The sequence below is a fragment of the Breznakia sp. PFB1-19 genome (assembly GCF_029893935.1).
GTDB classification, from domain to species: Bacteria; Bacillota_I; Bacilli_A; order Erysipelotrichales; family Erysipelotrichaceae; genus Breznakia; species Breznakia blatticola.
In genome coordinates this window covers 13,869-38,933 of sequence record NZ_JARXXJ010000018.1, presented here as the reverse complement: position 1 = coordinate 38,933, position 25,065 = coordinate 13,869, and the positions used below count along the sequence as shown (strand labels likewise).

Here is a 25,065-nt window from a genome sequence, read left to right as displayed (position 1 = left end):
CCTCTTGTGCAATACAATCATTGTATTACACAAGACACTACGCCGCAAGCAGCGGGGAAATGCCCACGAATAGAGCTATGCTCTATTTATTATATTCATTATTCCCCCAATTTTTTCACAACACATATTTCATACCATATAAATACATATGAAGATATTTAACACATTTTATGTTCTACTTTATTCTGCACATATGCGATTTCGACAAATTAACTACCTCTTGTATAGCAACCTTTTGAATAAGTAGCTTTCTATCTTCATATTACGCATTCATCCAATAAACAAAGTTGGCATCGTAATATAACGATTACATCCATACTCTTGCTATTCTTGTGTTTACATTTACTAATAGATATAATACAACGTCCACAATCATCACTGCAAATATAAATTATTTCTCTATTAATTCTACAATTCAATGTTGATATTATATCATAAGTTCACCACCTAAAAACAACGCCACTTTCTCAAGTTAGCGTTGTTTTATTATGTATCATGTTTAATCTAAGTCTTCACCATTGGAAGCAATTACTTTTTGCATCCATGCATAACTATCTTTTTTGATACGCTGTGCACTGCCTTTACCATAGTCATCAATGTCTACATAGATAAATCCATAGCGTTTACTCATTTCGCTTGATGAACAACTAATGATATCGATTGGTCCCCAAGCATAGTATCCACGTAGATCCACTCCGTCTTGAATTGCCGCTTTCATCGCTTTGATATGTTCACGATAGTAATCAACACGATATGTATCATGCACTTGACCATCTTCTAATTTATCAAAGTATCCAATACCATTTTCTGTAATATAGATTGGGCATTGGTAACGGTCATAGAATTCATTTAAGAGAATACGTAATCCGTTTGGATCAATTGACCATCCCCATGGGTTAGCAGGTAATTCTTTATTACGGTGTGCACCTTCATCTTTGTAGTAAGAATCATAGTCAGATACTTCTGTATAGTAATATGAGAATGACATAAAGTCTGCTGTATTCTTTAAGTCTTCTTCATCCCCTTCATAGAAGGTAATGTTGATACCTTTATCTTTGAAGAATGCAAATGCATAGTTTGGATAATAACCACGTAGTAATACATCTGCATAGAAGTATTCCATTTGGTTTAGTTTCATGGAACCAAGTACATCTTCAGACTTGCTACTCGCTGCAAATGTAGGACCACCACATAACATCATACCGATTTCCACATCTGGATAGTGTTCATGTGCGTATTTTGTTACTCGTGCACTTGCTACCATCTCATTATGTACCCCTTGATATTTTGCTTCTGCTAGATTTTCTACTAAATCTTCAGCAATACCTAAGTGATTAAATGATTCATGTTTAATCAAGTTAATTTGGTTTACAACAATCCATTTCTTTACACGATCTGCATAACGATCCAAAATCACCTGTCCATAACGTTCAAAGTAATCCACAACCTTACGGTCATACCATCCTTTGTAGTTGAGTGTTAAGTTTAATGGAATTTCATAATGTGACATGGTAATAAGTGGTTCCATTCCATTTTTGATAATTTCATCAATTAAATCATCATAGAATGCTAATCCTTTTTCATTAGGCATTTCATCATCTCCATTTGGGAAGATTCTTGCCCAGTTAATTGATGTTCTAAATGTTTTTAGACCTAATTCAGCTAATAGTTTTAAATCTTCTTTGTATGTATGATAAAAGTCAATTCCCCAACGTTTTGGAAAAATACGGTCTGTACTTTCCATTGCTTCTTTTACGTATGCTGTCGTGATTTCTGCATTACTTTTCTTTTCTAGAGCAATATCATCACGAAACTCATTAATGTCAGCAACACACCAACCTTTACCATCTACATCCCAAGCACCTTCACATTGATTTGCTGCTACTGCACCACCCCATAGAAAGTCTTTAGGAAACCCCTGATTATTTTGTTTCATTATAATTCTTCTCCATTTGTTTCAATTACTTTTTTATACCAATCGAAACTTTTCTTCTTGTAGCGTTTTCCACTACCTTGTCCACGATCATCTAAATCAACATAGATATAGCCGTAACGTTTACTCATCTCACCTTGTGATGCACTAACAATATCAATTGGACCCCAAGATGCATAACCAATCATCTCTACTCCATCTTTTACTGCTTCACGCATATTTTCAATATGTGCACGCAGATATTCAATACGGTACGTATCATCTACAGTTTTATCAACTAATTCATCGATTGCTCCTAAACCATTTTCTGCAATGAAAATTGGTTTTTTATAGCGATCATAATATGCATTTAATGAATAACGTAAACCGATTGGATCGGTTTGCCATCCCCAAATAGAAGCTGGTAATTTTGGATTTGATAGTAAATCATTTCCATGTTCTTTATCATATAATCCAGAAGAATAGTAACTAAATGAAATGAAATCCACTGGATTGTTTTTAAGTACTTCAAGATCTTCTTGCGTTGCTTCAACTTTAATATTATTTTCTTCAAAGTAGCGTAATGCATATCCTGGATATTCTCCACGTGCTGTTACATCACTAAAGAAGTAATCATTCATTTGCATTGCTTGAAGTGATTGGAAGGCATCCTCAGGACTTGTTGATGCTGGATATCCTAATACTTCTCCATTCATCATTCCCATTTGACAAGAAGCATCTGTTTTATGTGCATACTCTACTGCTTTTGCACAAGCTACAAATTGGTTATGAACTGCTTGATAACGATCACTTAGCCAGTCTTCATGTTCCCCTTTTAACATTCCTAATGAACAGTAATCACCCCAACCAAGCATATTGATTTGATTGACTAAAATCCAGTATTTAACTTTTCCATGGTATCTGTCAAATAGGACTTTGAATAAGTTCATATAAAAATCAATAAGTTTTTTATTTGTCCATCCTTTATATTCTGTAGCTAAATGTAATGGTAATTCATAGTGAGACATCGTCATCACTGGTTCAATTCCTAGTTTTACCATTTCATCAATCAAGCCATCATAGAATTTTAATCCTTCTTCATTTGGTGTAGTTTCATCCCCTTTAGGAAAGATACGTGGCCAGTTAAATGAAGTACGTAAACAAGTAAATCCCATTTCTTTCATTAATGCCAAATCTTCTTTATACGTATGATAGAAGTCGATTCCCACGCGACGAGGATAATACCCTTCTTTATCTTCTAATGCAGCTAGTACACTTTCTTTTGTTTGTTCATACCCAAGTGTTCCTTGTCTTGAATATGACTCTGGTAATGCTACTACATCCATTACACTTGGTCCTTTGCCATCTACATCCCAAGCTCCTTCTGCTTGGTTTGCCGCAATTGCTCCACCCCATAAAAAATTCTTTGGAAAACCAGTATTTGCTTTCATTGCATCTCCTTCTCTTTCTAAAAAGGAGTCTACGAAGAGACTCCACTAAATTATTTGTTTTCTAATGCTGAAATTCTTGTTTCATAACTTTCGAAAATCTTGATTAGTTGCTTCGTGATATTAATTTCACTATAAATTGTCATTAATGTATCTTGCGCGTGAGCAAAGAGTAGAGAATATTCAGACTTTTCACCTCTTGTTTCACCTTGAATTGCATCCGTTTGGACTTTATGTGCTTCAGTGATCTTTGCCTGCGCTTCTTTCATTAATTCTTTCGCTTTGTCAAAATCAAAATTCGAAATTTCAATTAGTGCATCTTTACACTTTACCCTTGCATCACCTGCTGCAAGAATAATTGACATCGCGGTTTGTACTGCTTGTTCGTTGTCTGACATACCTCTCTCCTTTACGCTTTTTCGCTAATTTCTTTTGCTTCAATATCCAATTCTTGTTTTTCATATGCTTTGAAGAATGGATACCAGATTAGTGATGCAATTACAAACACTATTACCATCAATAATATTCCTTGAATAGAACCAGTTGTTAACCAAGTTGAAATTGGGAATGGACAGTACCACATTTGGAACGTAATTGTTGGAATTGGTGCAAATGCAATTACTTTTGTAAATAACCACACAACTAATGGTAAAATGATACCTTGTAGCCACATTGGAATCATTAAAATAGGGTTCCAAACAATTGCACCAAACACAATAGGTTCATTAATATTAAATATTGTTGGTGCAATAGATGCAGTTCCTAAAGCTTTTAATTTCTTCGATTTTGATCGTATAAGCATAAATACTAGAGGCATTGTACATCCAATACCACCAATCCATAAATATGCTGAATAAATTGTTGGATCTGTAACTAAATTTAAAGCTGTTCCATCAATATTTGCTTGAATTGCAGTAAGTAATACAGGGTTGATAATTGGTGTAAGTACCCATGTAGAAATACCAAGTGAGTATAAGAAACACACAACAAACATCATTAATGAGAATCCCCAAGGCGTTTCAATAACGTTTTGTAATGGCATGAATATTGATAGTACAAAGTTATACACGTCAAATCCAACAATATCAACCAATACCCAACCTACAACAATGATAATTCCAATTGGTAACATTGCATCAAACCACGATCTAACGAAATCAGGAATTACAGAATCTTCTTTGAAGAAAGAGAATTTCCCGAATAATGACATTACCCAACCAGCGAATAATCCAGCAACAATTGCGACGAACATACCACCAGCTCCTAATGCACTGTGTCCAAATCCTGGAGCACCATCTGCAATTACTTGTGGTGAAATAATAATTAAGAATAAGATAACTCCTGCCATCGCAGCATTGAATCTTTGTTTACGTAATCTTTTCTTTTCCATTAAGTTTAATGGAATCAAGAAAGCGATGATTAATGAAATCATTCCCATTGTCCATCCAAATGGAGTCCAGAAGCTAGGCAAGAACGCAAATGCTTCATATTCATTTAAAATCGCTAACATACAGAATATTGACCCTAAGAAGATCAATGGTAATGCTTGCATGATTGAATCCTTTAAAGTTACAATCCAAACATTATTATTAATTTTTGTCATCTTTGGAGAAAAACTATTCTCCAACCAATAGATTAATTTATTCATATTTTCCCTCTATTTTTCTAATCTTTTTATTTAATTCATTTCTTCTAATAAGTGATCTAATGCTTTTTCACCATTTAATGTTGAATAGTAATCTGCTTTCATTAAAATTACTTTAACTGGAGCATCTCCAACATACTCATCAACTTCATCCATGATGTACTCTAAGTGTGGTCCAACCATAAGTGCATCGATTTCATCTACATAGTTTTCAATTTCACTTTCACCTCTTGCAGTGATCGAGATTTCTAAACCTTTTGCAGATGCAGCTTTACGGATATTTGCAGCCATAAATCCACTACTTGCTCCTGATCCACATACGAGTAATACATTCAGTTTTTTCATTACATTTCCTCCTATAAACCGGTTTAACTACTTGTATTATGAAATATAATCAAAAATGTCTCAACTTATGTTTTGCACCCTAATCGTGCAAACAATTGCTTTCACTTTTATGGTGCATTATTATGTTTTGCTTTTTACTTGATTTCCTATATTATATAAATATGGAAAAGATGAATAGTATTGAAACACAGTTAGTCAAAGCATTACTTGATGGCAGTGGTTGGACCAAAGCGAGTGCATTAGCACAAACACTTAATGTGTCTTCACGTAGTATTAAAAACTATGTAGCACAGTTTAATGCAACCCATAATAATGTTATCGAATCATCAAGAAATGGCTACTGTATCTCACCAGAGATTGCAACAGAATTACTTGCCAATGCTTCAAGTGAAAAAGAAGTAGAGTTAGATCGTGTTGCATACATTATCAATGAATTGGTTAAAGAAGCTTCAGTTGATGCTTTTTCTTTGTGTGAAGATTTATTTATCAGTATGTCTACATTAAAAAATGAACTAAAGAAGGTAAAACGAAAAGTCCAAAAATTCGATTTAACTTTAGAAAATAAAAACGATTATTTATCCTTACAAGGAATCGAGAAGAATAAACGCAAACTTGTAAGTAGTATTTTATATGAGGAATCTAGTGTCAACTTTGTGAATCTAAAATCATTACAGGATGGTTTTCCATCGATCGATATTGATTTTATTAAGGCAACCGTTGTGCAAACATTTGAAACCTACAAGTATTTCATTAATGATTATTCTTTGACAAATCTAGTGTTACATATCACGATTGCCATTGACCGTATTCAAAGTGATTATACAAGTACACTTGAAGATTCCACAAATATCAAACATCCGCATGAGCACCGACTTGCACAAATCATCGCATCGCGTTTGGAAGAAGAATTTCACATCACCTACAATGATAGTGAAATCTATGAATTATCTTTACTTATCGCAGCACATGCAAATGCGATTGATTTAGATAACATCAATCATTCAAACTTAGAAGATTTAATCGAAAAAGATACATTGGATTTAGTAAACAACTTAGTGGATGGAGTAAATGCTTTCTACTATATCAATCTAAAAGAACCTGAGTTTTTAACAAGGTTTGCACTGCATATTCGAAATCTACTTGTTCGTGCTAAATTTAACTACTCAAGTAAAAATCCATTAGCTGCAGGAATTCAGTACACATGTCCACTGATCTATGATGCTGCAATTTATATGGCTAGCGGAATAGAAGAAGCAACAAACATTAAAATCAACGAAGATGAAATTGCCTACATTGCATTCCATCTCGGTAGTGCCTTAGAAACACAAAAAGCAATACAAAACAAAATCAATGCGCTTTTGTATTGTCCAAACTATTATGATATGAACTCAAAGCTTGTGGATTCTATTCATATAGAATTCTCAAATTACATCTTAATTAAAAACGTAGTAACAAGTGAAGCAGAGATCGAAAACTACGATATGTATGATTTAGTTATTTCTACAATTCCAATCAGTGGAATTATTCCAATTCCAACATTGATAGTCAGCTTTATGTTTAACGAAAAAGATCGTTATGCCATACGCACAAAAGTAAATGAAATACTTATCGCTAAAAAGCAGTCCATCTTACGCACGCACTTAAAAACAATTATTCTAGATGAAATGTTTGAAACCAATAAGTCGCTAAAAACAAGTGATGAAGTCATTCATTATCTTTGTGACAAAGCATATTCACTAGACTATGTAGATGAAACATTCGAAGAACAAATTCAAGCACGCGAACAAATGTCATCTACAGCATTTAATTCCTTTGCGATTCCTCATGCAATGCGCATGACGGCAAAGAAAACTGGGATTAACATTCTCATATCCCCTACTGGTATTACTTGGGGAGATAAAGTTGTAAATCTTGTAATGATGTTATCATTTAACATCAATGAGCGATTTATTTTCAATGAGATATTTGATACAATCACTATGATTTTAAGTGAACCAGAAAACGTAAAACAAATTATTCAAGCTAAAGATGCAGACCAATTCATTGAATTGCTTGTATCGTATGTAAATGAACCATAAGCAAAAGCATAGAATCCAATCTTGGACTCTATGCTTTTTTTACTAATATCTATATTTTTACTTTTGATTCATACGATTTTCTTCTTGTTTCACACCATCATATAGTTTTGTAATCAAAAGATAGAACGTGTGAATCTCTTCATCAGAATATACAGAGAAGATACGCTCTAAGATTATACTATGTTCATCATATACTTTGCCAAAATAGCTGCTTGCTACATCTGTCAGATGAATTGAGACCATATTACCTTTACCCGGTTTTACTTCAACAAATCCATTCTTTTCAAGAAGTGTAACTAACTTTTTAATATTTTGTCTAGAACTTCCAAGTAATTCACCAAGCTGTGTATACGATGGTGCATGTTTCGCATGGCGAATCATTGCCAATACCATAAACTGTTTCAATGTAATTTGTGTATCACTTTTATCGAATATCGTTTGTAAACGATTTTGTAGAATCGAAATACTTGAAAACACACCACGTATTTCTTTTACTCGATCTCCTTCATATTCATTAATTAATGTTTGTATATCCACTGTATCCACCATTCCCTTCTTCTTTACATTATAGTAACCAGTTGCTATAATGTAAATGGTAACTAGTTACTACAGGAGGTTCGAATTGAATAAAACATTAAAATATTTAGTATTTGCTATAGTTGTTCTTACAATACTCGCTACAGGTATTGGGCTTTTATCAAATACAGTGTACGAACAAACAACCATGACATCCGTTAATGGTGCAACGATTTCATTATATGGAAAAGGAATTTATCACAATGATTCGATAAGTATTGCAGCACAAGCAAAAGGTCAAGATTTAACTACATTGCTTATAGCCATTCCATCATTAATCGCAGCAACATACTATACATACAAAAAATCAATTGCTGCTAAACTTGTTTTAGCTGGAGTGCTTGCATATTTTCTTTACTCATACATATCGTATGTATTTCTAGCACAATATAATCCTTTATTTATCGTATATATTGCTCTTATGGGATTATCTTTTTTTGCTTTCACAATATGTATTACTTCTCTTGATAGCAACAAAATAAAACAAATAATGCCTTCATCATTTCCTAGGAAGAAACTTGCAGTATTTCTTATTTTCTTTTCAATCATGATGATGTTTCGTTCTCTATCAATTATTATTCCAACGATCACCAGTAATGTCATCCCTGTTGAATTAGAACACTACACATCTTTAGTTATCCAAGCCATGGATCTATCCATTTTACTGCCTTCTGCATTACTTGGTGGAATATTACTGTATAAAGATAAACCATTAGGTTATGTATTATCTATTGTGATCATTATTAAGTTTACACCACTTGGTATTGCTATTTTATCCATGTTGGCTTTTATGGCAAATGCAGGTGCAGTCGTAAAACTTAGTGAAGTCATTTTATTCTCAGTCATTGGAATCACACTTATATTTGTCCTAGTAGTTGTACTTAGAAACTTAAAAAAGCTCAAATCGTAATTTGAAAATAGCCACGTAAAATTATTAAAGTGTACTCATAGCAAGGAGTCCTATATAAAAAGTATATATACTTCAAAAAAACGCGAATTCTCAAAGTTTTTGAAGTATACTTCAAAAAAGTGATAAACACATGTATTTGTGTCTATCACTATTTTTGTATATCCATAACTTTTAATGATGGTTTTGCACTTTGACTAAAATCACCAAATGCTTCATTTTTATATGCGAAGTATCCAGCAACTGCAACCATTGCTGCATTATCCGTACAAACCCATAATGGTGGAAGAATTAGTTCTTCTTTACGGTCTTTGAATGCTTCATCCATCTTTTCACGCAAACGAGAGTTAGCAGCAACTCCACCTGCTAGTAACACTTGATTTACTTCTACTGTATCGATAGCTTTTACTAGTTTATCCATAATCTCATTAAGTGCAGTTTCTTGGAAACTTGCAGCTAATGTTGCATCATCATATGTTTCCCCTTTACGTTTGCAGCGATCCACAAATTGTAAAACCCCACTTTTCAATCCACTAAAACTTAAATCGAATTCACCTTGTGTTTTTGGTTGTGGAAGTTTATATAAAGGTTCAACACCTTTTGCTAGTTTATCAATCTTTGGTCCTCCAGGGTATCCAAGGTGTAATACACGAGCAACTTTGTCATATGCTTCACCGATTGCATCATCTTGTGTTTGTCCTAAAATTTCATATGAATTATCATCTTTCATATACACGATTTCAGAGTGACCTCCACTTACAACAAGTGCAAGTAATGGAAACTTTAAATCCGTAATTAGATTATTGGCAAAGATATGCGATTTAATGTGGTGAATTGGTAAAAGTGGTTTATGATATGCCCAAGCTAATGTTTTTGCAGCTTGTACACCAACATGTAAACTACCAATTAAACCAGGACCACGTGTATAGGCAATGGCATCTACATCTGCTACTGAGATTCCAGCTTTTTCAACAGCTTCATCAATTACTGCAGATATTTGTTCAACATGTAAACGACTTGCCACTTCTGGTAAGACTCCACCAAATTTCTCATGGACTTCAATTTGTGTTGCAACCACATTACTTAGAATCTCTTTTCCATTTCTAACAATGGCACAAGCACTTTCATCACATGATGATTCAATAGCTAATATTGTGATATCTTTCATCTTATTCACCTACTAACATAACTCCCATAATACGGGCATCCTCTGTGGGATCTTTGTAATAATTCTTACGTATATCAATTTCAATAAAGCCAAGTTTCTCATAAAATGAGATTGCTTTAGCATTACTGTCTCTTACTTCTAAAAATACATGTTCGACTTCTTCATCTAAATGTTCAAACATGAATTCCATCAACTTCTCGCCGATTCCTTTTCTTTGATATGCTGGATTTATAGCAATCTTACACAATTGTGCACTATCAAAAGTAATCCAGTAATCAATGTAACCAACAACTTTACCGTCGTCTTTGTATACATACAAATTTGCGACAGGACTATCTTCAATTTCATATGTATAGTTTTCTAATGTGTAAGGTGAACTAAACACGCTACACTCAATTGCAAGTACTTCTGGTAAGTCATTTATTGTCATTTTCTCAATCATTTGAGATATGCACTTTCTTCTTTTAGATATGTTGGAACAAGCGCATGAATATGTTCTACTTTTTGATAGAATGGACGTAAATCCTTAAAGTTTTTTACAAAATCAGGAATGATATCAAGACTACCAATTAAACTTGCATCACCAACGATTTGTCCATCCAAATCTTTGACTTCATCGACAGTTTTAATACCTTCTTCAAGCATCTTACCATCTTTATAGCGACCATAATACACACGGTTACTTCTAGCATCTAAGATTACATGAACATCGTCAAGTCCTGCATACAACTGTAACGTAGATATTGTGTAAAGTGTTTTATTCATACTTGAAGTAAATACTTTAGCAATACTCATAGCAATACGAATTCCAGTATAACTTCCTGGACCTACTGTAATTACAACTTCATCAATATCTTCAGGTTGCCAGTTTACACTTTCCATTAAACTGATTAACTCTACGAATATACTTTCGCTTTGTTTTTTCCATGCATACTCACTGTAGCTTGCAACAACTTCATCATCTTCCATTAAAACCAGGTTTAAATAACGATGACTTGTATCCATACATAAGGTTTTCATTACAACACCTCTTCTATTTCTTGGTACTTCTTTCCAATTCCACTCACTTGAAATAAACGATCTTCACCATCAAGTGCAATATGAATCTCTAAGCGTTCAGATGGTAATACATCATTGATGTAATCATACCATTCCACGACTTTAATACCATTCTCATCAAATACTTCTTCAAAACCTAAGTCTTGTTGAATACCTTCTAAACGGTAAGCATCAATATGATATAACATAGGTTCTCCATCATAGATTTTAAGTATATTAAATGTTGGCGAAGTAATCACATCATCAATACCAAGTGCTTTTCCAAGCGCTTTGGTAAATGTCGTTTTCCCTGCTCCTAAATCCCCAGCCATACATAGCAATCCATCACCTTCTAGCAATGTAGCAACTTTATTAGCTAAAGCATTTGTTTCTTCAATTGATTTTACTCTTACTGTTTTCATGTGTATTCCTCACTATCCATTCAATGCATGTTTTCGTTTTTCATACATTGTGTGACTTAATTTATACAATAGTGTATTTCCTGGCAAGTCAAACTCACCAATTAATTCGTTAATCATTGGGTTAAAATTACGTTTGAACTTTGTAAGTCCATCTTGTAACGACCCATCAATGCCACCCATGTTACATGTTTTTGCCCCATGTGTAAAGCACATTGCCATAGATTCATACCATGTAGCATATGGTGCCATATAGCGTTTAAATTCATCATTCATTCCTGCGTATAGTATTTCACTTGTATGTCCATACATCACAACAAGCGTTCCAGCAATGTACACATGTGTTCCATAAACTTCAAGCCAGTGTTCTAATTCTTTACATTCACGACTTAATGATGCATCTAACTCTTCTAATGTGAAACGCTTTTTCTTTGCATTCTCTGGACAATTTGCTAGATCTTCAATATTTTTATCATATCTAGCTTTTGTTGCTGCATAGATACTTTCCAAATCGAGTGATGCCATCATCAAAAAGGCATCATCTTTATATACATCAAGTAGTTTTCTAAAGTATGATTCACCACGCAAAGCAATTTGTTTGCGCTCAGTTGTAAGATCCATTAGTTTACTAAATTCTCCTACTTTTTCTACACCACATTTTTCTACTTTTACTTGTTTTTTAGCAGCAGTTGCTAGCATTTTTTTAGTACTCTTTGAAAATGTCTCAGGATCAAATTCACTTTGATATACATTGGCTTGAAATCTTGGTTGAATTGTTGAAGACATATCTTTTGAAAATCCTTGATGAATAAGTCCTGCTTTTTTTGCATTCTTCATAATTTTATCAATATTGGCTTCTACTTGTGGCTGTTCACCCAAGTGAAAATCTTGATAGTGAATAGCTGGATCCATCTTTACAAATAAACAGCGTTTCTTTTTAGCAAATTTACGTAATTCTTGAAAGAAGTATGTAACTAAGCGCTCATCTGTATAATCTAAAATTGGTCCACGAGGTGTATACATCATCGTAAATCCTAATGGAAGTTGTTTAATTAGTACTAGTGATGAAGCAACCAGTGTTTTATCATCAAAAACACCAACAAAGACATGATCCCAATTTTCTTTTACTTTTGCCCATGAAGCAGACTGCAGTAAATTACAAAGCTCATGATTTTTTACAAACACATCATGTGTGATTGCATCAATTTGTTTAAACTGATACACGTCGATTCCTCCATTCTTCTTTCATAATGAGATATTTATTATACAATCTCTCAATTTCACGATGATCAAAAGGTGATTCTTTTCGATCAATTCGTTGCTGTAAATCTCTTAATTCTTTCCAAATCACAGTATCTAATTCTTTGGAATAATGCATCTTAGCACCATGTTCTTCATATTCATCTTCATCAAGTAAGGTTTGTTCGTAAGTGTTACTTACTTTGATATCTAAATCATAGTCAATATTTTTGATAGCTTCCCCATCATAAATACTTGGACTGGCTAAGTTACAATAGTAAAACACACCATGCTTACGAATCATACTAATGACATTATACCAATGGTTTGGATAGAAAAAACAAATTGCTGGTTCTCTAGTTAACCATTTACGTCCATCAGCTTCCACTACATAGGCACGATCAGTTATCGCAACAATTCTATCTTTATTAGATTCTATGACAAAAGCTTTCGACCATGTGCGGTGAATACTTCCGTCATGTTTATAGCTTTGGATATATACATACTCATTTTCTTTTGGTAACATACTTCACTTCCTAACTGATTTATTATACCACTAACAACATCATATTTCACTGTTATATCTATACAAGAAATTTGATTTGTTGTAGTATACCTATATGGAAAAGAATTTACTACTCGCACAATTTCGTGCAATCACAGAAGACATCACTGAAGAAATATCGCTTTTAAGTAATGCAAGTGCATGTATGATGCAATTACTTGAAGATATTAGTTGGGTTGGCTTCTATTTATATAAACATGACAATTTGATTTTAGGGCCTTTTCAAGGAAAAGTTGCATGCACAAACATTGCAATGAATAAAGGTGTTTGCGGAACAAGTGCATACAAACAAGAAACACTTGTAGTTGAAGATGTCCACAAATTCCCAGGACATATCGCTTGTGATAGTGCTTCAAACTCAGAGATTGTTGTTCCTATTATTGTCAATGACGCACTTTATGGTGTACTTGATGTAGACTCTACAAGCTTTGCAAGATTTAAAGAAGATGAAAAAGAATTATTTGAAGGATTTGTTGAAATTCTTGTCAAACAACTTGAACAACTATAAAAGAAACCAGAAATGATTACGTGTTATACACTTTCTCATTTCTGGTTTTATTTCGAATAAAAGTAAGCTTTCGATAAACTTAGTGCTTCTTTGGCACTAAAGAAACGACATCTTGCTCGTGAAATCAAAGTTTCATTCACGATTTGACGTTCTTCTAGAATATCTTCGATATCCCGTATATTAATTGGTTCATATGCATAATCTAGCATTTGCATGAACCCTTTTTTTCCTTTGCGATCTAGCGGACTTGATACAATTCGAATCGGTGTATTTTCATCATTGATTCTAGCAGCTTTAAATATATCTGCACCTTCATATTTCATCCCTAGCAATAAAACATATCCATTTAATTCTGCCATTCTTTGAATCGGTGAATTTGACTGTAATGGAAAGTGTAATAATTGTTTATCACATAATAGTTTTGCATATTTTCCCCAAGCAACAAACGAATGTGTTGGATGATTGGAACGATATACTCCATCATGCATCATCATTTGATTAGCAAGTTGATTTCGTGATTGTGATAACTTTTTATTAAATGCTGGTATCGATTCACGTAAAACTTCAACTTGATATGGTTTACACGCACGTGAATCACGATTTAATGGATCCACATTATCCAGAGTAAAGCTACTTGTCATAAAGGTACCTTCATATCCAAGGACTTCTTGTAAGGCTTCAATGATACTACGATTTCCACCAACAACATATGAAAAATATTCCAATGCACTTTGGACGTAGACAACCATTCCTTTTTGCAAACCAAGCGTACGAAAATGTTCCACTAAATCATCTTTTGTGATTACATTTTCACCAATTAGTTTCCGCTCAGAATCCCTTGTGATATTAACCATTGTTTCCATTCATTAGGCTCCTTACTATACTCGTATACTCCATCACTTACAACTTCACCAGAACGTATATGAAACATTACTGGCCAACTAGTATATCCTGACAAGGTATGCTCTAGTTGGTTTTCAAATGCATCATTTACATCCGTCTCATTAAACGCATATAGTACAATGTTGTTTTCTTTGAATTCATCGATAATCAATTCTTCAAATTCTTGACACGCACTACTGCCATCGTAAGTTATCAATAACAGAAAATCTTCTCCATTATTGACCTTTTCTAAAATCTGCTCTTCACCAATACTGACAAATGAATATTCATCTTTTTTTTGACAGCCTGTGATAAGCATAAAACACACACATATAATTCCAAAAATTTTATACCGCATCTTCTTCCACCGCAACTTCGCGTTGATTATGCGCAATTCGGCTTGCTGCACTTGCTGCAATTGCACCTACGATATCATCTAAAAATGTGTGACAAATATCTGGATTTTCTTTGTGATCATTTAACTCTTTAATAATACCAAACTTGTCTTTATCAATAAAACCAAAGTTTGTTAGTGCAATTGAACCATATAAGTTACAAATACCATAAGCTAGTACCTCATCAATTCCATATAATGATTCATCACGATTGATAATATCATCCAACATCGTATCTTCCAAGATATGTTGTTCTGCTGCTTTGTCTAAAGCAATTCCTGTCATAATCGCATGTTGAACTTCACGTTTACGAATAATACTTTTTACTGTTTCGGTTACATCATCATTACTAATCCCCGTTTGATGATCTTTTTGTAAATACATAACACAATCGTTGATGTCTTGAATTGTAACTCCACGTTCTTCTAATAATGCTATACAGTGTTCAAACATATAAATCCCCTTTTTATTCTCTCCTTACTATTATACATGACTTTTTACATTTATGAGTGATAAATATTAAGGAAAAGAAGTCGAATTCAATTCAACTTCTTGCTTAGGTTATAAGTTTTCGATTCATCCATTTCCCATTACGATATCGCAAATAGAAACATGTACTTCTCAGTAGCCAATCAACTAACATTCCAATATATACTGCTTCAATTCGTAAATGGAAAAATCCAGTCAAGAAATAAGCTAAGAATACACGACATGTAAACATTGAGATAATTGAAACCACCATTGTGAATTTGGCATCATTACTAGCACGAAGTGCATTAGGAAACGCAAACGCCATATTCCAAAGTACAATATTTCCTACTGCCATCATCATAATTAGTACATCTGCAATTCTCATCGTTTCATTACTTAATGAATAGAGTTGAAACATTGGCTGTTTTAAAACGACAAACAGCAACGATGATGCTGCCGTTGTTACATAGGCATATCCCATGAGTTTTCGAATATAGAATTTGGCTTGGTCATAATCATTTGCACCTACACATCGTCCAACTACTGGAATTAATGCAAGTCCAATGGCTGCTCCAGGTACGATCATAAACGAACTAAAGTTTCCAATAACCGCATTCGCTGCAATACTTGCTGCACCAAATGTAGAAACTAGTGATTGCACAATGATTTTTCCACCTTGGAAAATCCCATTTTCAAATCCTGATGGAATTGCAATACTTAAAATACGCTTCACCATTTGCCAATCAAAACGATAATCTTTTAGATGTTTCACATATAGTGGTAGACTATCATCATTTAATCGTCTAGTGATTAATATAGAACCAATGATACGACTCAACAATGTAGATAATGCTGCTCCTGCAACTCCCCAACCAAAACCAAAGATAAAGAGAGTATTCCCACAAACATTTAACCCATTCATCAATAAGGAAGTACGCATTGAAATCCGTGAGTTCCCCATCGATCTAAAAATTGCTGCTCCACCATTATATAGAGCAATAAAAGGATATCCTAATGCAGATATAAAGAAATACACCATTGCATGTTCCATAATTTCTTTACCCACATCACCAAAGATTGTCCGTAAGATACTTCCTTCAAAAACAATGACAAGCACAGCAACAACAATCGCAATACCGGTTGCTACAAATAATAGTTGTTTACATGCTTCTCTTGCTTTTTTATCATTGTTCTTTCCAAGGTACTGACTTGCCACAACTGCTCCACCTGTCGCAAGTGCTGCAAAGATATTAATTAGTAAAATATTAATTGTCTCTACTAAAGCAAGTCCACTTACTGCATTTTCACCAACTGAAGATACCATGATGGTGTCGATGGCTCCAACGGAAATAGAAAGCAACTGTTCCACCATTAAAGGTAGGATCAGTTGCCGTAATTGAATATTATCAAAAAAGTAATGACTCGGTGTTTTTTTCATACTCGATATTATACACCGACTTGAACAATTGTACTAGCAATTCTCTAATTGGATTTCACTTTGTAGTTCTTCGTTTATCCCATTACGTTTTCTTACTAGATACATACACATATAAATATCTTTTAATACTTCTTTTTTTACCATGCTTGTATCTAATGTCACAGTATCATTAGAAGGTAATGTAAAGCTTAAACGTTTTTGATCAACATAAGTTACAGAAAGTAAATCCTTATACATTACTTTTTGCACATCATATGAATCAAGTTTATTAAACTCTACAAACGTTTTAGATAAACTATAACGTGTATCCCCGATTATAAGATGGAACGGTATCGTAAATGGTACTGCTTCATCTTCACCTTTTACATCAATAGAAATAATGTAAGGTGCATCTTTGCGATTTAATAATTTAAGAATGGAAACATCATAGTGTTTACTATCAAGTTTCTCAACATATGCCTCGATTGCTTTTGCTTCTTTTTTCCCATGCTCAAATCCAGGATATAAAACAATAATAATTAATGCTGGCTTATGCGCAATTTGTAAGGCTTTATCTAAAGCCGTAATCACGGAATCCGCATTTGTTGTTATACTTTCATCTCCTCCTGGTAAATACCCCAGATTAAACACACCCACATCAAAAGCACCCACATGTTGATCTACGTTTGCGTGATCGTCCAAAATCCATTCAATATTGCTTCGTTGGGCGATCGTTTTCGCTTTTGCTATTGCATCTTCTTGAATATCAAAGGCATATACTTGATGACAACACTCACTTAGAAATTTCGTATCATACCCATTTCCACAAGTGAAGTCAACAGCGATGTCTAAGTCTTGATGCTCAGCAATAAACTTATGTGCTACTTCAACAATTTTTTTCATACTTACATTTTAACGTAAAAGAGATGATGTTTCCATCATCTCCGTCATTTCTAACTAAAAATTTATAATTTTTACGATATCTTTACAAATACTATTTCTTTTTCTTTAAAATCAGAATCATCAAAATACCTGCACCTGTAATAATCAGCAAATTCATAAAGTGTAATACATCACTCACATCTCCTGTATCAGGTGAATGCTTTTGTGTATTTGTTTCTTTCGTAGTTGATGAATTTACTGAATTATCCGTATTTGAATTTGCTGGGTTTTCAGTATTTGGAGTTGATGGATTCTCAACATTTGGACTTGTTGGTTTATCTGAAGGTTGCTCAACCACAAGTTCTCCTTCTTTCACCAAAAGAATTGGTTGTCCATCTAGTGCTAGATGTACGTTTTCAGCTTCATCAATAAACCATGTCACTTTCTTTGCATGTTCTCCAAATACAGTTAATCCTGTACTTGTATCATGCTTAAGGTTTTCTGCGTTTCCATCCCACGCAATAATGGTTCCTTCATTTTGTAGTTGTGTATCTAGACAATCAATAACATCTTCTTGTGTACTTCCGTTTCCAATAAGATAGCCATCTTTTTCAATTTTGATAGATGATGTATCACTTGCCAAAAGTGCGAGTCCAGCTGTATTGATGATTCCATCTTCTACAATGAATTCACCTTCTCCATCAACTTCAACTAATGGTTTTGTTGTTTGACCTATCCATTGTCCTTTTGTCCAAAGTTTTGCATCACCATCAATTAAAACCGTAATTGGTTGTTTCATTGTATTTTTTATTTCAATATTTACATTTGTGTCAGGCATGTAATCAAACACATGAATGTCTGCTTCATAAACTTCTTCATTTGTTTTACTTTCTATACCACCTATAGAAACATAACCATTAGTATTATTACCAGCAAGTTCGACTGCGCTACAGTCGCTAGTATATATGATTCCGTCAACTTCTACTCTTACATTTCCCCAAGCAAATATACCCAATTTTGCAGCTGTGATGTTACCGTGGATATGTATACTAGGCATACTTTGATCGAAATCATCTGAAATATGAACAACCGTTTCTATTGCACCAATATTACCAAAAATTTCTACATGTGATTCATCTTGGATAAAGGCACCTACTAAAGCATTTGAAACAGATCCATTAACAACTACATTTGCTTTTTGATTTGCTGTGATTGCAACTGCCAATTCATCTTGATCCACACTAAAATTTTGACTATCGATATGATGTACTTCAATATATGCATTTGCTGTGGCATATACATGTTCAAAGCCATCTTTATTTTTATACACTAAATCCACTCCGTGATCGCCTGTATATGTAAAACGATAGTTATCATAAACATGTAGAACACTGTGTAATTCATACTTATATTTTGAAGTATCAACACTTACATTCGTTTGGTATCCCAAAGAAGGATATATTGATTCATAATCTCCTAAAACTATCGGTTCTTGTTCCACCATATTTGGACTACATACTTTAATAACAGTATCTGTATAATTTAGTGATTTTGTAGCTTCAAGCACTTCTTGAATTGAATGATATTCATATTCATCACCGAATCCAATACTATATTCTCCGATGTTTTGTGGAATTACTTCTTTTTCTTTCATCAATGGAACATCTTTATATGTTAACCACATACTTCCATCTGCTTGTTTTTTCCATACAACATCTTTTGCATTTGTTCCAAATACATTCACTCCATCTTGCGAATTCTCAGTCTTTTCACTTTTATTTTCTTCATCTACAGCAACAATGACACCATTGTTTGTAACACTTTTCGCTTGAATTATATCTTCTTGTGTATTTCCTACACCAACTAAGACACTTTCATTTTCAAGTATTACATCAACACCATTTGCTTTTAGTGTACTCCCTTTTTGATTTATCATTGTTCCAGCATAGGTTAAGCTTCCTTCACCTTCTACTTCAATTAATGAACCAGCTTTGCTACCAATAAAATCTCCATATAGTATCAAATGACTTTCATCTTCAAACTCTATTTCGAATCTACTCTTAGTATACATTTCTAAGTCTAAATCTAGTGTAATATTGTTTCCATTAAAACGAATACGCTCGGTATCATTTACACTATATAGCTGTTTTGCTTTTATTCTGATATCAATATCATCACCATATACACTCATAAGCACTCCAGAATTGACTTTTGCTTCACCAAGTATTTCTACATCAAAAGAGCATCTAAAGTCAAAAACAAAAGCTTCACTCGAAACATCTCCATGAACTAAAACTCGAGCTCTTTCTCCTGGTACATTATCTGTAGCACTAATACCGTAGTTACAGTCATGAATGCTTCCCTTTACTTCAAGATATGTTGTATTTGTATTATCAGTAAAATGTGCAGCCTGCCAAAAAAATGAAACATCACCTTCTATTGTTGCTTGCGCATCATCATATAGTTGAACTCCAAATTGAATGGATTTTGCTTGTATGTAGTTTTCAAATCCTTGCACATGCAAAAGACGTACTTTAGCAGAATTACTGATATTTACAGCCGTCTGAACCCCTTCTGGTAAGTGTACACTTACTCCATGTTCTCCCTCATAATCAAATACGACATTTCCTTTAACTTGAAGTTCGTTTTGAATGATCATTGCAAAGTTTGTAGTATCAATCATCACATGTTTTAATTCTGAACTGTCAATATTCACCATCTTGGACATAATTGCAGTTTGATCAATTACATTTACTTTTATTGATATGTAATCATTAACAACTGCATCATTGATAATATCTTGTAATTCCATAAACTCGGTTGCACTTCCTAGCTCATATTCCTTATCATAAGATATTTGATTGTTTTGAACAGCAGGTTCTCGATTTAAAGTAATTGTTTGTTTTTTTAAAGTCCCTTGTACTGGCACTATCGATATCGAAACAATCACAACAATAAAAACCGCATAAAAGTACGTTTTTAGTTTTCTCATCATTTTCTCCTCTTTCTAAAATCACACATACACAAAATAGCGTTTTATACAAATAGATTGTACAAAACAGTGTATAAATTATAACGAAAACTTAACAAATAACTACTATAAGTACTTGCCATTCATACGTATAAAAGGCTATGCATTTTTACATACATAGCCTTGACATTTATTTCATTTCTTGCTTAGAAACAACGCTTATAGATTTCAAACACATCATTTGCTTCTAGTGTTTCGTATCCACTAATTCTACCACCTGGGCGTGCCTTAACACACTCTTCAGCAAGTTCTTTAAAATTTGCATCACTTGGAATACCTAATTCTGCAAAATTCTTTGGTAGATTCATTGTAACAGTGAAAAATTCATATAACTTTTGAATTCCTTTTTGTGCGCACTTGTACGTGTTTTCTTCTTCTACATTAAATACTTCTCTTGCAAAGCGTGCAATACGATCTTTGTTCGTATCATTCAATATATAAGATAACCAAGCTGGTTCTAATAATGCGAGTGTTGCACCATGTGTTACATCATAGTATGCACTTAAAATATGTTGCATTGCATGACAACTCCAGTTCTTCCCTGGACCTGACACTAAAAATCCATTGATTGCCCATGTTGACGCCCACATAATGTTTGCACGTGCTTCATAATGATTTGGTTCATCTAGTAATACTGGTCCATACTTTACACATGTTTTCAACAAATCAATCGCTACTTGGTCAGAAATATCACATCCTGCTTCATGATGGAAAAATGTTTCCATGATATGTGACATGATATCTGCTACACCTGATGCGCTTTGAAATGCATTTACAGTATAGGTATATGTTGGATCACAAATACTAACTTTTGGAAATAGTAAATCATTGGCAAACCCTTTTTTACTTTTTGTCTCTGGATTTGTAATAACTGCTGTTTGATCCATTTCACTTCCTGTTGCACTTAATGTGAGTACAGAAATAATAGGCAAAGCTGCTTTAATCTTTTTTGCATCTAAGATTAGTTCCCATGCATCTTCATCAGAGCAAGCTCCTGCTGCAATTGCTTTTGATGCATCAAGTACACTACCTCCTCCGACAGCAAGAACTACATCAATATTATGTGTTTTACATAGTTCTACACCTTTTCGCACAGATGCAATGCGTGGGTTTGGTTCAATTCCATTACACTCCACAATCGTGCAATCAGATAATAAACTATAGACCTTATCATACAGTCCTAGTTTTTTTATACTACCTCCACCATACACAAGTAGAACGCGTTTACCAACACTTGCGACTTCTTCAGGCAAGTGTTGAATTTGATTTTCTCCAAAATGGATTTTCGTTGGGACATAATACGTAAAATTCTTCATATGTTTCACCTCGCTATATCTTCATTATAGAATAAATGTTCTTGATATTCTATGAAGATAAAAATGTTCTGCCATAAAGACAAAACACTTTTTCGTTTAGTATTGTAAATTTGGATCGAAGAATCCGATAAGCACTCCAATAAAAGCAATGACAACCAATAACAACATAACTTTTAATGGTGATATTTTCTTCTTTGCTAGTAAATACCAACAGAATACAATCACACCAGCTGATAAGAATCCTGGATATACACTATCAAATGTATCTTGTAGTACTAAGAAAGGTTCTTCTGCTCCAGCTGCAGTCATGGTAAATGCAGTTTTAACAGATACCCAACTTGCTGCTACAGCACCAATAACAATAGCTCCTAGCATTGTGATAGATTCACGAATCGCCTCACCTTTTTCACCAACTAAGAATTCAACTGCTTTTCCACCTAAATCATATCCTTTATTGAAAATAAATCTCATCCCAAAATATGCAAATAAGTTCCAAACAATAATATAGAATATTGCACCTAGTGGTGATCCCCCAGTTGACATCCCCATTGCAATACCAAGTAAGATTGGAATTACAGTTCCAACTACTAATGAATCTCCGATTCCTGCGATTGGTCCCATAAGCCCTGCACGTAGACCATTTATTGCTTCATCATCTACATCCTCTGTTCCTGCAGCACGCGCTTCTTCTAGACCAGCTGTAATCCCAACAATAACTGCCCCTAATTGAGGTTCTGTATTAAAGAATGCAGTATACGTATGAATCGCTTTTAATTGTTCTTCTTTTGTATCATACAATTCTTCAACAATTGGTAACATAGCACATAAGTATCCAAATGTTTGCATATGTTCTTGTGAGAAACACGTTAAGTTACCGTAGTACCATTTATGAAAAGACTTTGTTAGTGTCTTTTTTGAAATCTTCTTATTCATCTAAATATCCTCCTCATCATCTTCATCAATACTTCCTGATGCTTTTTTGGTAATCATCACCATTTTGATGCGGTAGTTGATAATTGCAAATGTTCCTGCAATTACTGTAGCTGAAACTAAGTTAATTCCTAATGAGGCAGCTAACGTAAACCCAAGGAAAAACATTACAAAGTCTGATGCTTTTACTACAATTTGTTTTAATAAAATTGCAATCCCTACACAAGGTAAAAGTGACCCAACTGTAAATAGTGTTTTCATTGCTAGTCCATCCATTGGCAAATATTCTTTAATTAGATCAACCATTGGTGCACCCATTTTACACATAATTAATACGGGAATAAATGAACAAATAATATGAGAAATCCATGGTAATACATAGTTTACTAAATTTAATTTACTTAAATCTCCATCTTCGACGGACTTCCATCCAATATGTTGCCATACAAGGTTAATGGTTGCAGTCCCATAAAATAATACAGTCCCTAATGTTCCAACCATGGTTCCAAATGATGCTGCAAGTGATTGTCCATCTAAAGATGCTGCATCTAATCCATAACTTTTTAATGCGATCATCGCTAGCGGAATTCCAATGTAACTAACTGCACGTACATCTGCAGATACTGTCCCTCCTGGCGTTACGAGTGCAATATACACCAACTGCATCGCAATCCCAACTAAAATTCCTGATTGAATATCTCCCAATACAACTCCACACACTAAACCACCAATTAATGGTCTTCCCAGTGTGTAGTTACCAAAAGATGTTCCTCCTAGTCCTGGCATACTTGATAAACAGGCAAATAAACCAAGTATAGCCGCTTGTAACCAACTAATTTCCATACTCTAAACCCTCTTTTCTTTCTTTATTAATAACCAAATTTACTTTTAAAGTTTGACCATGCACCAATAGATACATCAGGTAGTAGCGAAAACTCTACTGCATATCCTGCTTTTTCTATTGCTTCTAAACAGTCTGCTTCTATTTGTGTAATACTTTGATTATTTCCTAATTTAACTGCATTTTCTCGATCATTACATGGTCCAACAATTACATTGTTGATACCTGGTTGAAAACCTAAATCTACCAAGATTCGTTTCATATCAACTGGATCCTTACAAATCAAGAAATACTTTGTATCGCTTTCTAATACCTTTTGACATTTCTTTTCAAATTCTTCCATTGTCCAAACAAATGTCTTTTTTCCACTTGCTGATTTATATGCTGCTTTTAAAATATCGTTATTTGCTGCTTTGTCATTAACTGCAATTAAGCCATCACATGGGTATTCAAGAGCCCAACGTGTACAAGTTTGACCATGAATCATACGGTCATCTACTCTAATAAATGTAACTGCCATTTTTTTACCTCCTAAATGTCATCTTCTTCATCTACAACAAATGAGAATTGTCGTAATCCTGCACTTGCTTCTTGCAAAACTTGATCAACTAATTCTTGTCCATGATATGTATCTTTCATCAATGCAGTTGTTAATACTAAAGGTAAATTCATTCCTCCGATAACAACAAGATTTTGACTCAATCCATATTCACTTAATATGTTCATTGCTGTAGTTAAAGGTGAGCCACCAATTAAATCACCAGCTAATACAATTGCATCTTCTGGATGAATATCACGAATTGCTTCTTTCATTAATACAGTGAAATCATCAATTCCTTTTCCATCCTCTAGTCCGATTGCTAGACACTCTTCTTTATCTCCAACAAGCATTGTTAGTGCATTTTTTAATCCACTAGCAAACTGCCCATGAGATACCATAATCAAGTAGTTCATCTTGTCCCTCATTTCTATTACACTTGCATTTTATCAAGAAAGCCCTTTCATTCCATCTGCACATTGTCACGATTTTATTATGAGTTTTTCACAATTAA

The 25,065-nt window shown here is 33.8% G+C and carries 26 protein-coding genes; 3 read left to right on the top strand and 23 right to left on the bottom strand.

Annotated elements, in window-relative coordinates:
* Nucleotides 1-499: 499 nt before the first annotated feature.
* Genes M2098_RS08810 through M2098_RS08790 form a run of 5 tightly spaced genes read right to left on the bottom strand, consistent with a single transcriptional unit; the run spans nucleotide 500 to nucleotide 5,350 of the window.
* Nucleotides 500-1,936, bottom strand: coding sequence for a glycoside hydrolase family 1 protein (locus tag M2098_RS08810; RefSeq protein WP_280683630.1), 1,437 nt, complete (start codon nucleotides 1,934-1,936; stop codon nucleotides 500-502).
* Nucleotides 1,936-3,363, bottom strand: a complete 1,428-nt coding sequence (locus M2098_RS08805) for a glycoside hydrolase family 1 protein (protein ID WP_280683632.1) — start codon at nucleotides 3,361-3,363, stop codon at nucleotides 1,936-1,938. The genes M2098_RS08810 and M2098_RS08805 overlap by 1 nt, the downstream gene beginning before the upstream one ends.
* Before the next feature lie 50 nt (nucleotides 3,364-3,413).
* The gene (locus tag M2098_RS08800) at nucleotides 3,414-3,758 is read right to left on the bottom strand and encodes a PTS lactose/cellobiose transporter subunit IIA (protein ID WP_134168333.1); all 345 of its coding nucleotides are present in this window, start codon (nucleotides 3,756-3,758) and stop codon (nucleotides 3,414-3,416) included.
* 11 nt (nucleotides 3,759-3,769) lie between these two features.
* On the bottom strand, nucleotides 3,770-5,008 hold the full coding sequence (locus tag M2098_RS08795) for a PTS transporter subunit EIIC (protein WP_280683635.1): 1,239 nt from the start codon (nucleotides 5,006-5,008) through the stop codon (nucleotides 3,770-3,772).
* A gap of 30 nt (nucleotides 5,009-5,038) precedes the next feature.
* Entirely contained in the window at nucleotides 5,039-5,350 is a 312-nt protein-coding gene (locus M2098_RS08790; RefSeq protein WP_134168337.1) for a PTS sugar transporter subunit IIB, read from the bottom strand.
* A 170-nt stretch (nucleotides 5,351-5,520) separates the two neighbouring features.
* Between M2098_RS08790 and M2098_RS08785 the strand changes: the two genes are divergently transcribed.
* The gene (locus M2098_RS08785) at nucleotides 5,521-7,428 is read left to right on the top strand and encodes a PRD domain-containing protein (protein WP_280683637.1); all 1,908 of its coding nucleotides are present in this window, start codon (nucleotides 5,521-5,523) and stop codon (nucleotides 7,426-7,428) included.
* 57 nt (nucleotides 7,429-7,485) lie between these two features.
* On the opposite strand, the gene M2098_RS08780 is transcribed toward M2098_RS08785, so the two are convergent.
* A complete protein-coding gene (locus M2098_RS08780; protein ID WP_208318292.1) occupies nucleotides 7,486-7,977 on the bottom strand; it encodes a MarR family transcriptional regulator in 492 nt (163 codons plus the stop codon).
* Nucleotides 7,978-8,050: 73 nt separating this feature from the next.
* On the opposite strand from M2098_RS08780, the gene M2098_RS08775 reads away from it, so the two are divergent.
* Nucleotides 8,051-8,914 (top strand): hypothetical protein, encoded by an 864-nt coding sequence (locus M2098_RS08775; protein ID WP_280683640.1) that lies wholly within the window; start codon nucleotides 8,051-8,053, stop codon nucleotides 8,912-8,914.
* Nucleotides 8,915-9,062: 148 nt separating this feature from the next.
* Here the strand turns inward: M2098_RS08775 and tsaD are convergent, their stop codons facing one another.
* Genes tsaD through M2098_RS08745 form a run of 6 tightly spaced genes read right to left on the bottom strand, consistent with a single transcriptional unit; the run spans nucleotide 9,063 to nucleotide 13,301 of the window.
* Nucleotides 9,063-10,079, bottom strand: coding sequence for a tRNA (adenosine(37)-N6)-threonylcarbamoyltransferase complex transferase subunit TsaD (gene tsaD, locus M2098_RS08770; protein WP_280683642.1), 1,017 nt, complete (start codon nucleotides 10,077-10,079; stop codon nucleotides 9,063-9,065).
* Nucleotide 10,080: 1 nt separating this feature from the next.
* On the bottom strand, nucleotides 10,081-10,521 hold the full coding sequence (gene rimI, locus M2098_RS08765) for a ribosomal protein S18-alanine N-acetyltransferase (protein WP_280683644.1): 441 nt from the start codon (nucleotides 10,519-10,521) through the stop codon (nucleotides 10,081-10,083).
* Nucleotides 10,518-11,099 (bottom strand): tRNA (adenosine(37)-N6)-threonylcarbamoyltransferase complex dimerization subunit type 1 TsaB, encoded by a 582-nt coding sequence (gene tsaB / locus M2098_RS08760; protein WP_280683646.1) that lies wholly within the window; start codon nucleotides 11,097-11,099, stop codon nucleotides 10,518-10,520. The genes rimI and tsaB overlap by 4 nt, the downstream gene beginning before the upstream one ends.
* On the bottom strand, nucleotides 11,099-11,539 hold the full coding sequence (gene tsaE, locus M2098_RS08755; RefSeq protein WP_280683647.1) for a tRNA (adenosine(37)-N6)-threonylcarbamoyltransferase complex ATPase subunit type 1 TsaE: 441 nt from the start codon (nucleotides 11,537-11,539) through the stop codon (nucleotides 11,099-11,101). The genes tsaB and tsaE overlap by 1 nt, the downstream gene beginning before the upstream one ends.
* A gap of 12 nt (nucleotides 11,540-11,551) precedes the next feature.
* Nucleotides 11,552-12,760 (bottom strand): aminoacyltransferase, encoded by a 1,209-nt coding sequence (locus tag M2098_RS08750; protein ID WP_280683649.1) that lies wholly within the window; start codon nucleotides 12,758-12,760, stop codon nucleotides 11,552-11,554.
* A complete protein-coding gene (locus M2098_RS08745) occupies nucleotides 12,747-13,301 on the bottom strand; it encodes a DUF402 domain-containing protein (protein ID WP_134168356.1) in 555 nt (184 codons plus the stop codon). The genes M2098_RS08750 and M2098_RS08745 overlap by 14 nt, the downstream gene beginning before the upstream one ends.
* Nucleotides 13,302-13,395: 94 nt before the next feature.
* On the opposite strand from M2098_RS08745, the gene M2098_RS08740 reads away from it, so the two are divergent.
* Nucleotides 13,396-13,848, top strand: coding sequence for a GAF domain-containing protein (locus tag M2098_RS08740; RefSeq protein WP_280683653.1), 453 nt, complete (start codon nucleotides 13,396-13,398; stop codon nucleotides 13,846-13,848).
* Nucleotides 13,849-13,895: 47 nt separating this feature from the next.
* On the opposite strand, the gene M2098_RS08735 is transcribed toward M2098_RS08740, so the two are convergent.
* From M2098_RS08735 to M2098_RS08685, 11 genes are all read right to left on the bottom strand, one after another.
* The gene (locus M2098_RS08735; RefSeq protein ID WP_134168360.1) at nucleotides 13,896-14,711 is read right to left on the bottom strand and encodes an AAC(3) family N-acetyltransferase; all 816 of its coding nucleotides are present in this window, start codon (nucleotides 14,709-14,711) and stop codon (nucleotides 13,896-13,898) included.
* Nucleotides 14,666-15,088, bottom strand: a complete 423-nt coding sequence (locus M2098_RS08730; RefSeq protein ID WP_280683655.1) for a hypothetical protein — start codon at nucleotides 15,086-15,088, stop codon at nucleotides 14,666-14,668. Before M2098_RS08730 ends, M2098_RS08735 begins: the two co-directional genes overlap by 46 nt.
* Entirely contained in the window at nucleotides 15,078-15,578 is a 501-nt protein-coding gene (locus tag M2098_RS08725) for a phosphatidylglycerophosphatase A (protein ID WP_280683661.1), read from the bottom strand. The genes M2098_RS08730 and M2098_RS08725 overlap by 11 nt, the downstream gene beginning before the upstream one ends.
* 103 nt (nucleotides 15,579-15,681) lie before the next feature.
* A complete protein-coding gene (locus tag M2098_RS08720) occupies nucleotides 15,682-17,034 on the bottom strand; it encodes an MATE family efflux transporter (RefSeq protein WP_280683671.1) in 1,353 nt (450 codons plus the stop codon).
* A 33-nt stretch (nucleotides 17,035-17,067) separates the two neighbouring features.
* Complete coding sequence (locus M2098_RS08715; protein WP_280683673.1) at nucleotides 17,068-17,916, bottom strand: class I SAM-dependent methyltransferase; 849 nt, start codon at nucleotides 17,914-17,916, stop codon at nucleotides 17,068-17,070.
* A gap of 91 nt (nucleotides 17,917-18,007) precedes the next feature.
* Nucleotides 18,008-20,887 (bottom strand): hypothetical protein, encoded by a 2,880-nt coding sequence (locus M2098_RS08710; RefSeq protein WP_280683674.1) that lies wholly within the window; start codon nucleotides 20,885-20,887, stop codon nucleotides 18,008-18,010.
* A 185-nt stretch (nucleotides 20,888-21,072) separates the two neighbouring features.
* Entirely contained in the window at nucleotides 21,073-22,242 is a 1,170-nt protein-coding gene (locus M2098_RS08705) for an iron-containing alcohol dehydrogenase (protein WP_280683676.1), read from the bottom strand.
* Nucleotides 22,243-22,338: 96 nt separating this feature from the next.
* Nucleotides 22,339-23,175, bottom strand: coding sequence for a PTS system mannose/fructose/sorbose family transporter subunit IID (locus tag M2098_RS08700; protein WP_134168376.1), 837 nt, complete (start codon nucleotides 23,173-23,175; stop codon nucleotides 22,339-22,341).
* Entirely contained in the window at nucleotides 23,176-24,015 is an 840-nt protein-coding gene (locus M2098_RS08695; protein WP_280683679.1) for a PTS sugar transporter subunit IIC, read from the bottom strand. It lies immediately after the preceding gene.
* Nucleotides 24,016-24,041: 26 nt separating this feature from the next.
* Complete coding sequence (locus M2098_RS08690; RefSeq protein ID WP_134168380.1) at nucleotides 24,042-24,533, bottom strand: PTS sugar transporter subunit IIB; 492 nt, start codon at nucleotides 24,531-24,533, stop codon at nucleotides 24,042-24,044.
* 11 nt (nucleotides 24,534-24,544) lie between these two features.
* Nucleotides 24,545-24,967: a PTS fructose transporter subunit IIA gene (locus tag M2098_RS08685; RefSeq protein WP_280683682.1), complete on the bottom strand. Its 423-nt coding sequence runs from the start codon at nucleotides 24,965-24,967 to the stop codon at nucleotides 24,545-24,547.
* Nucleotides 24,968-25,065 lie beyond the last annotated feature (98 nt).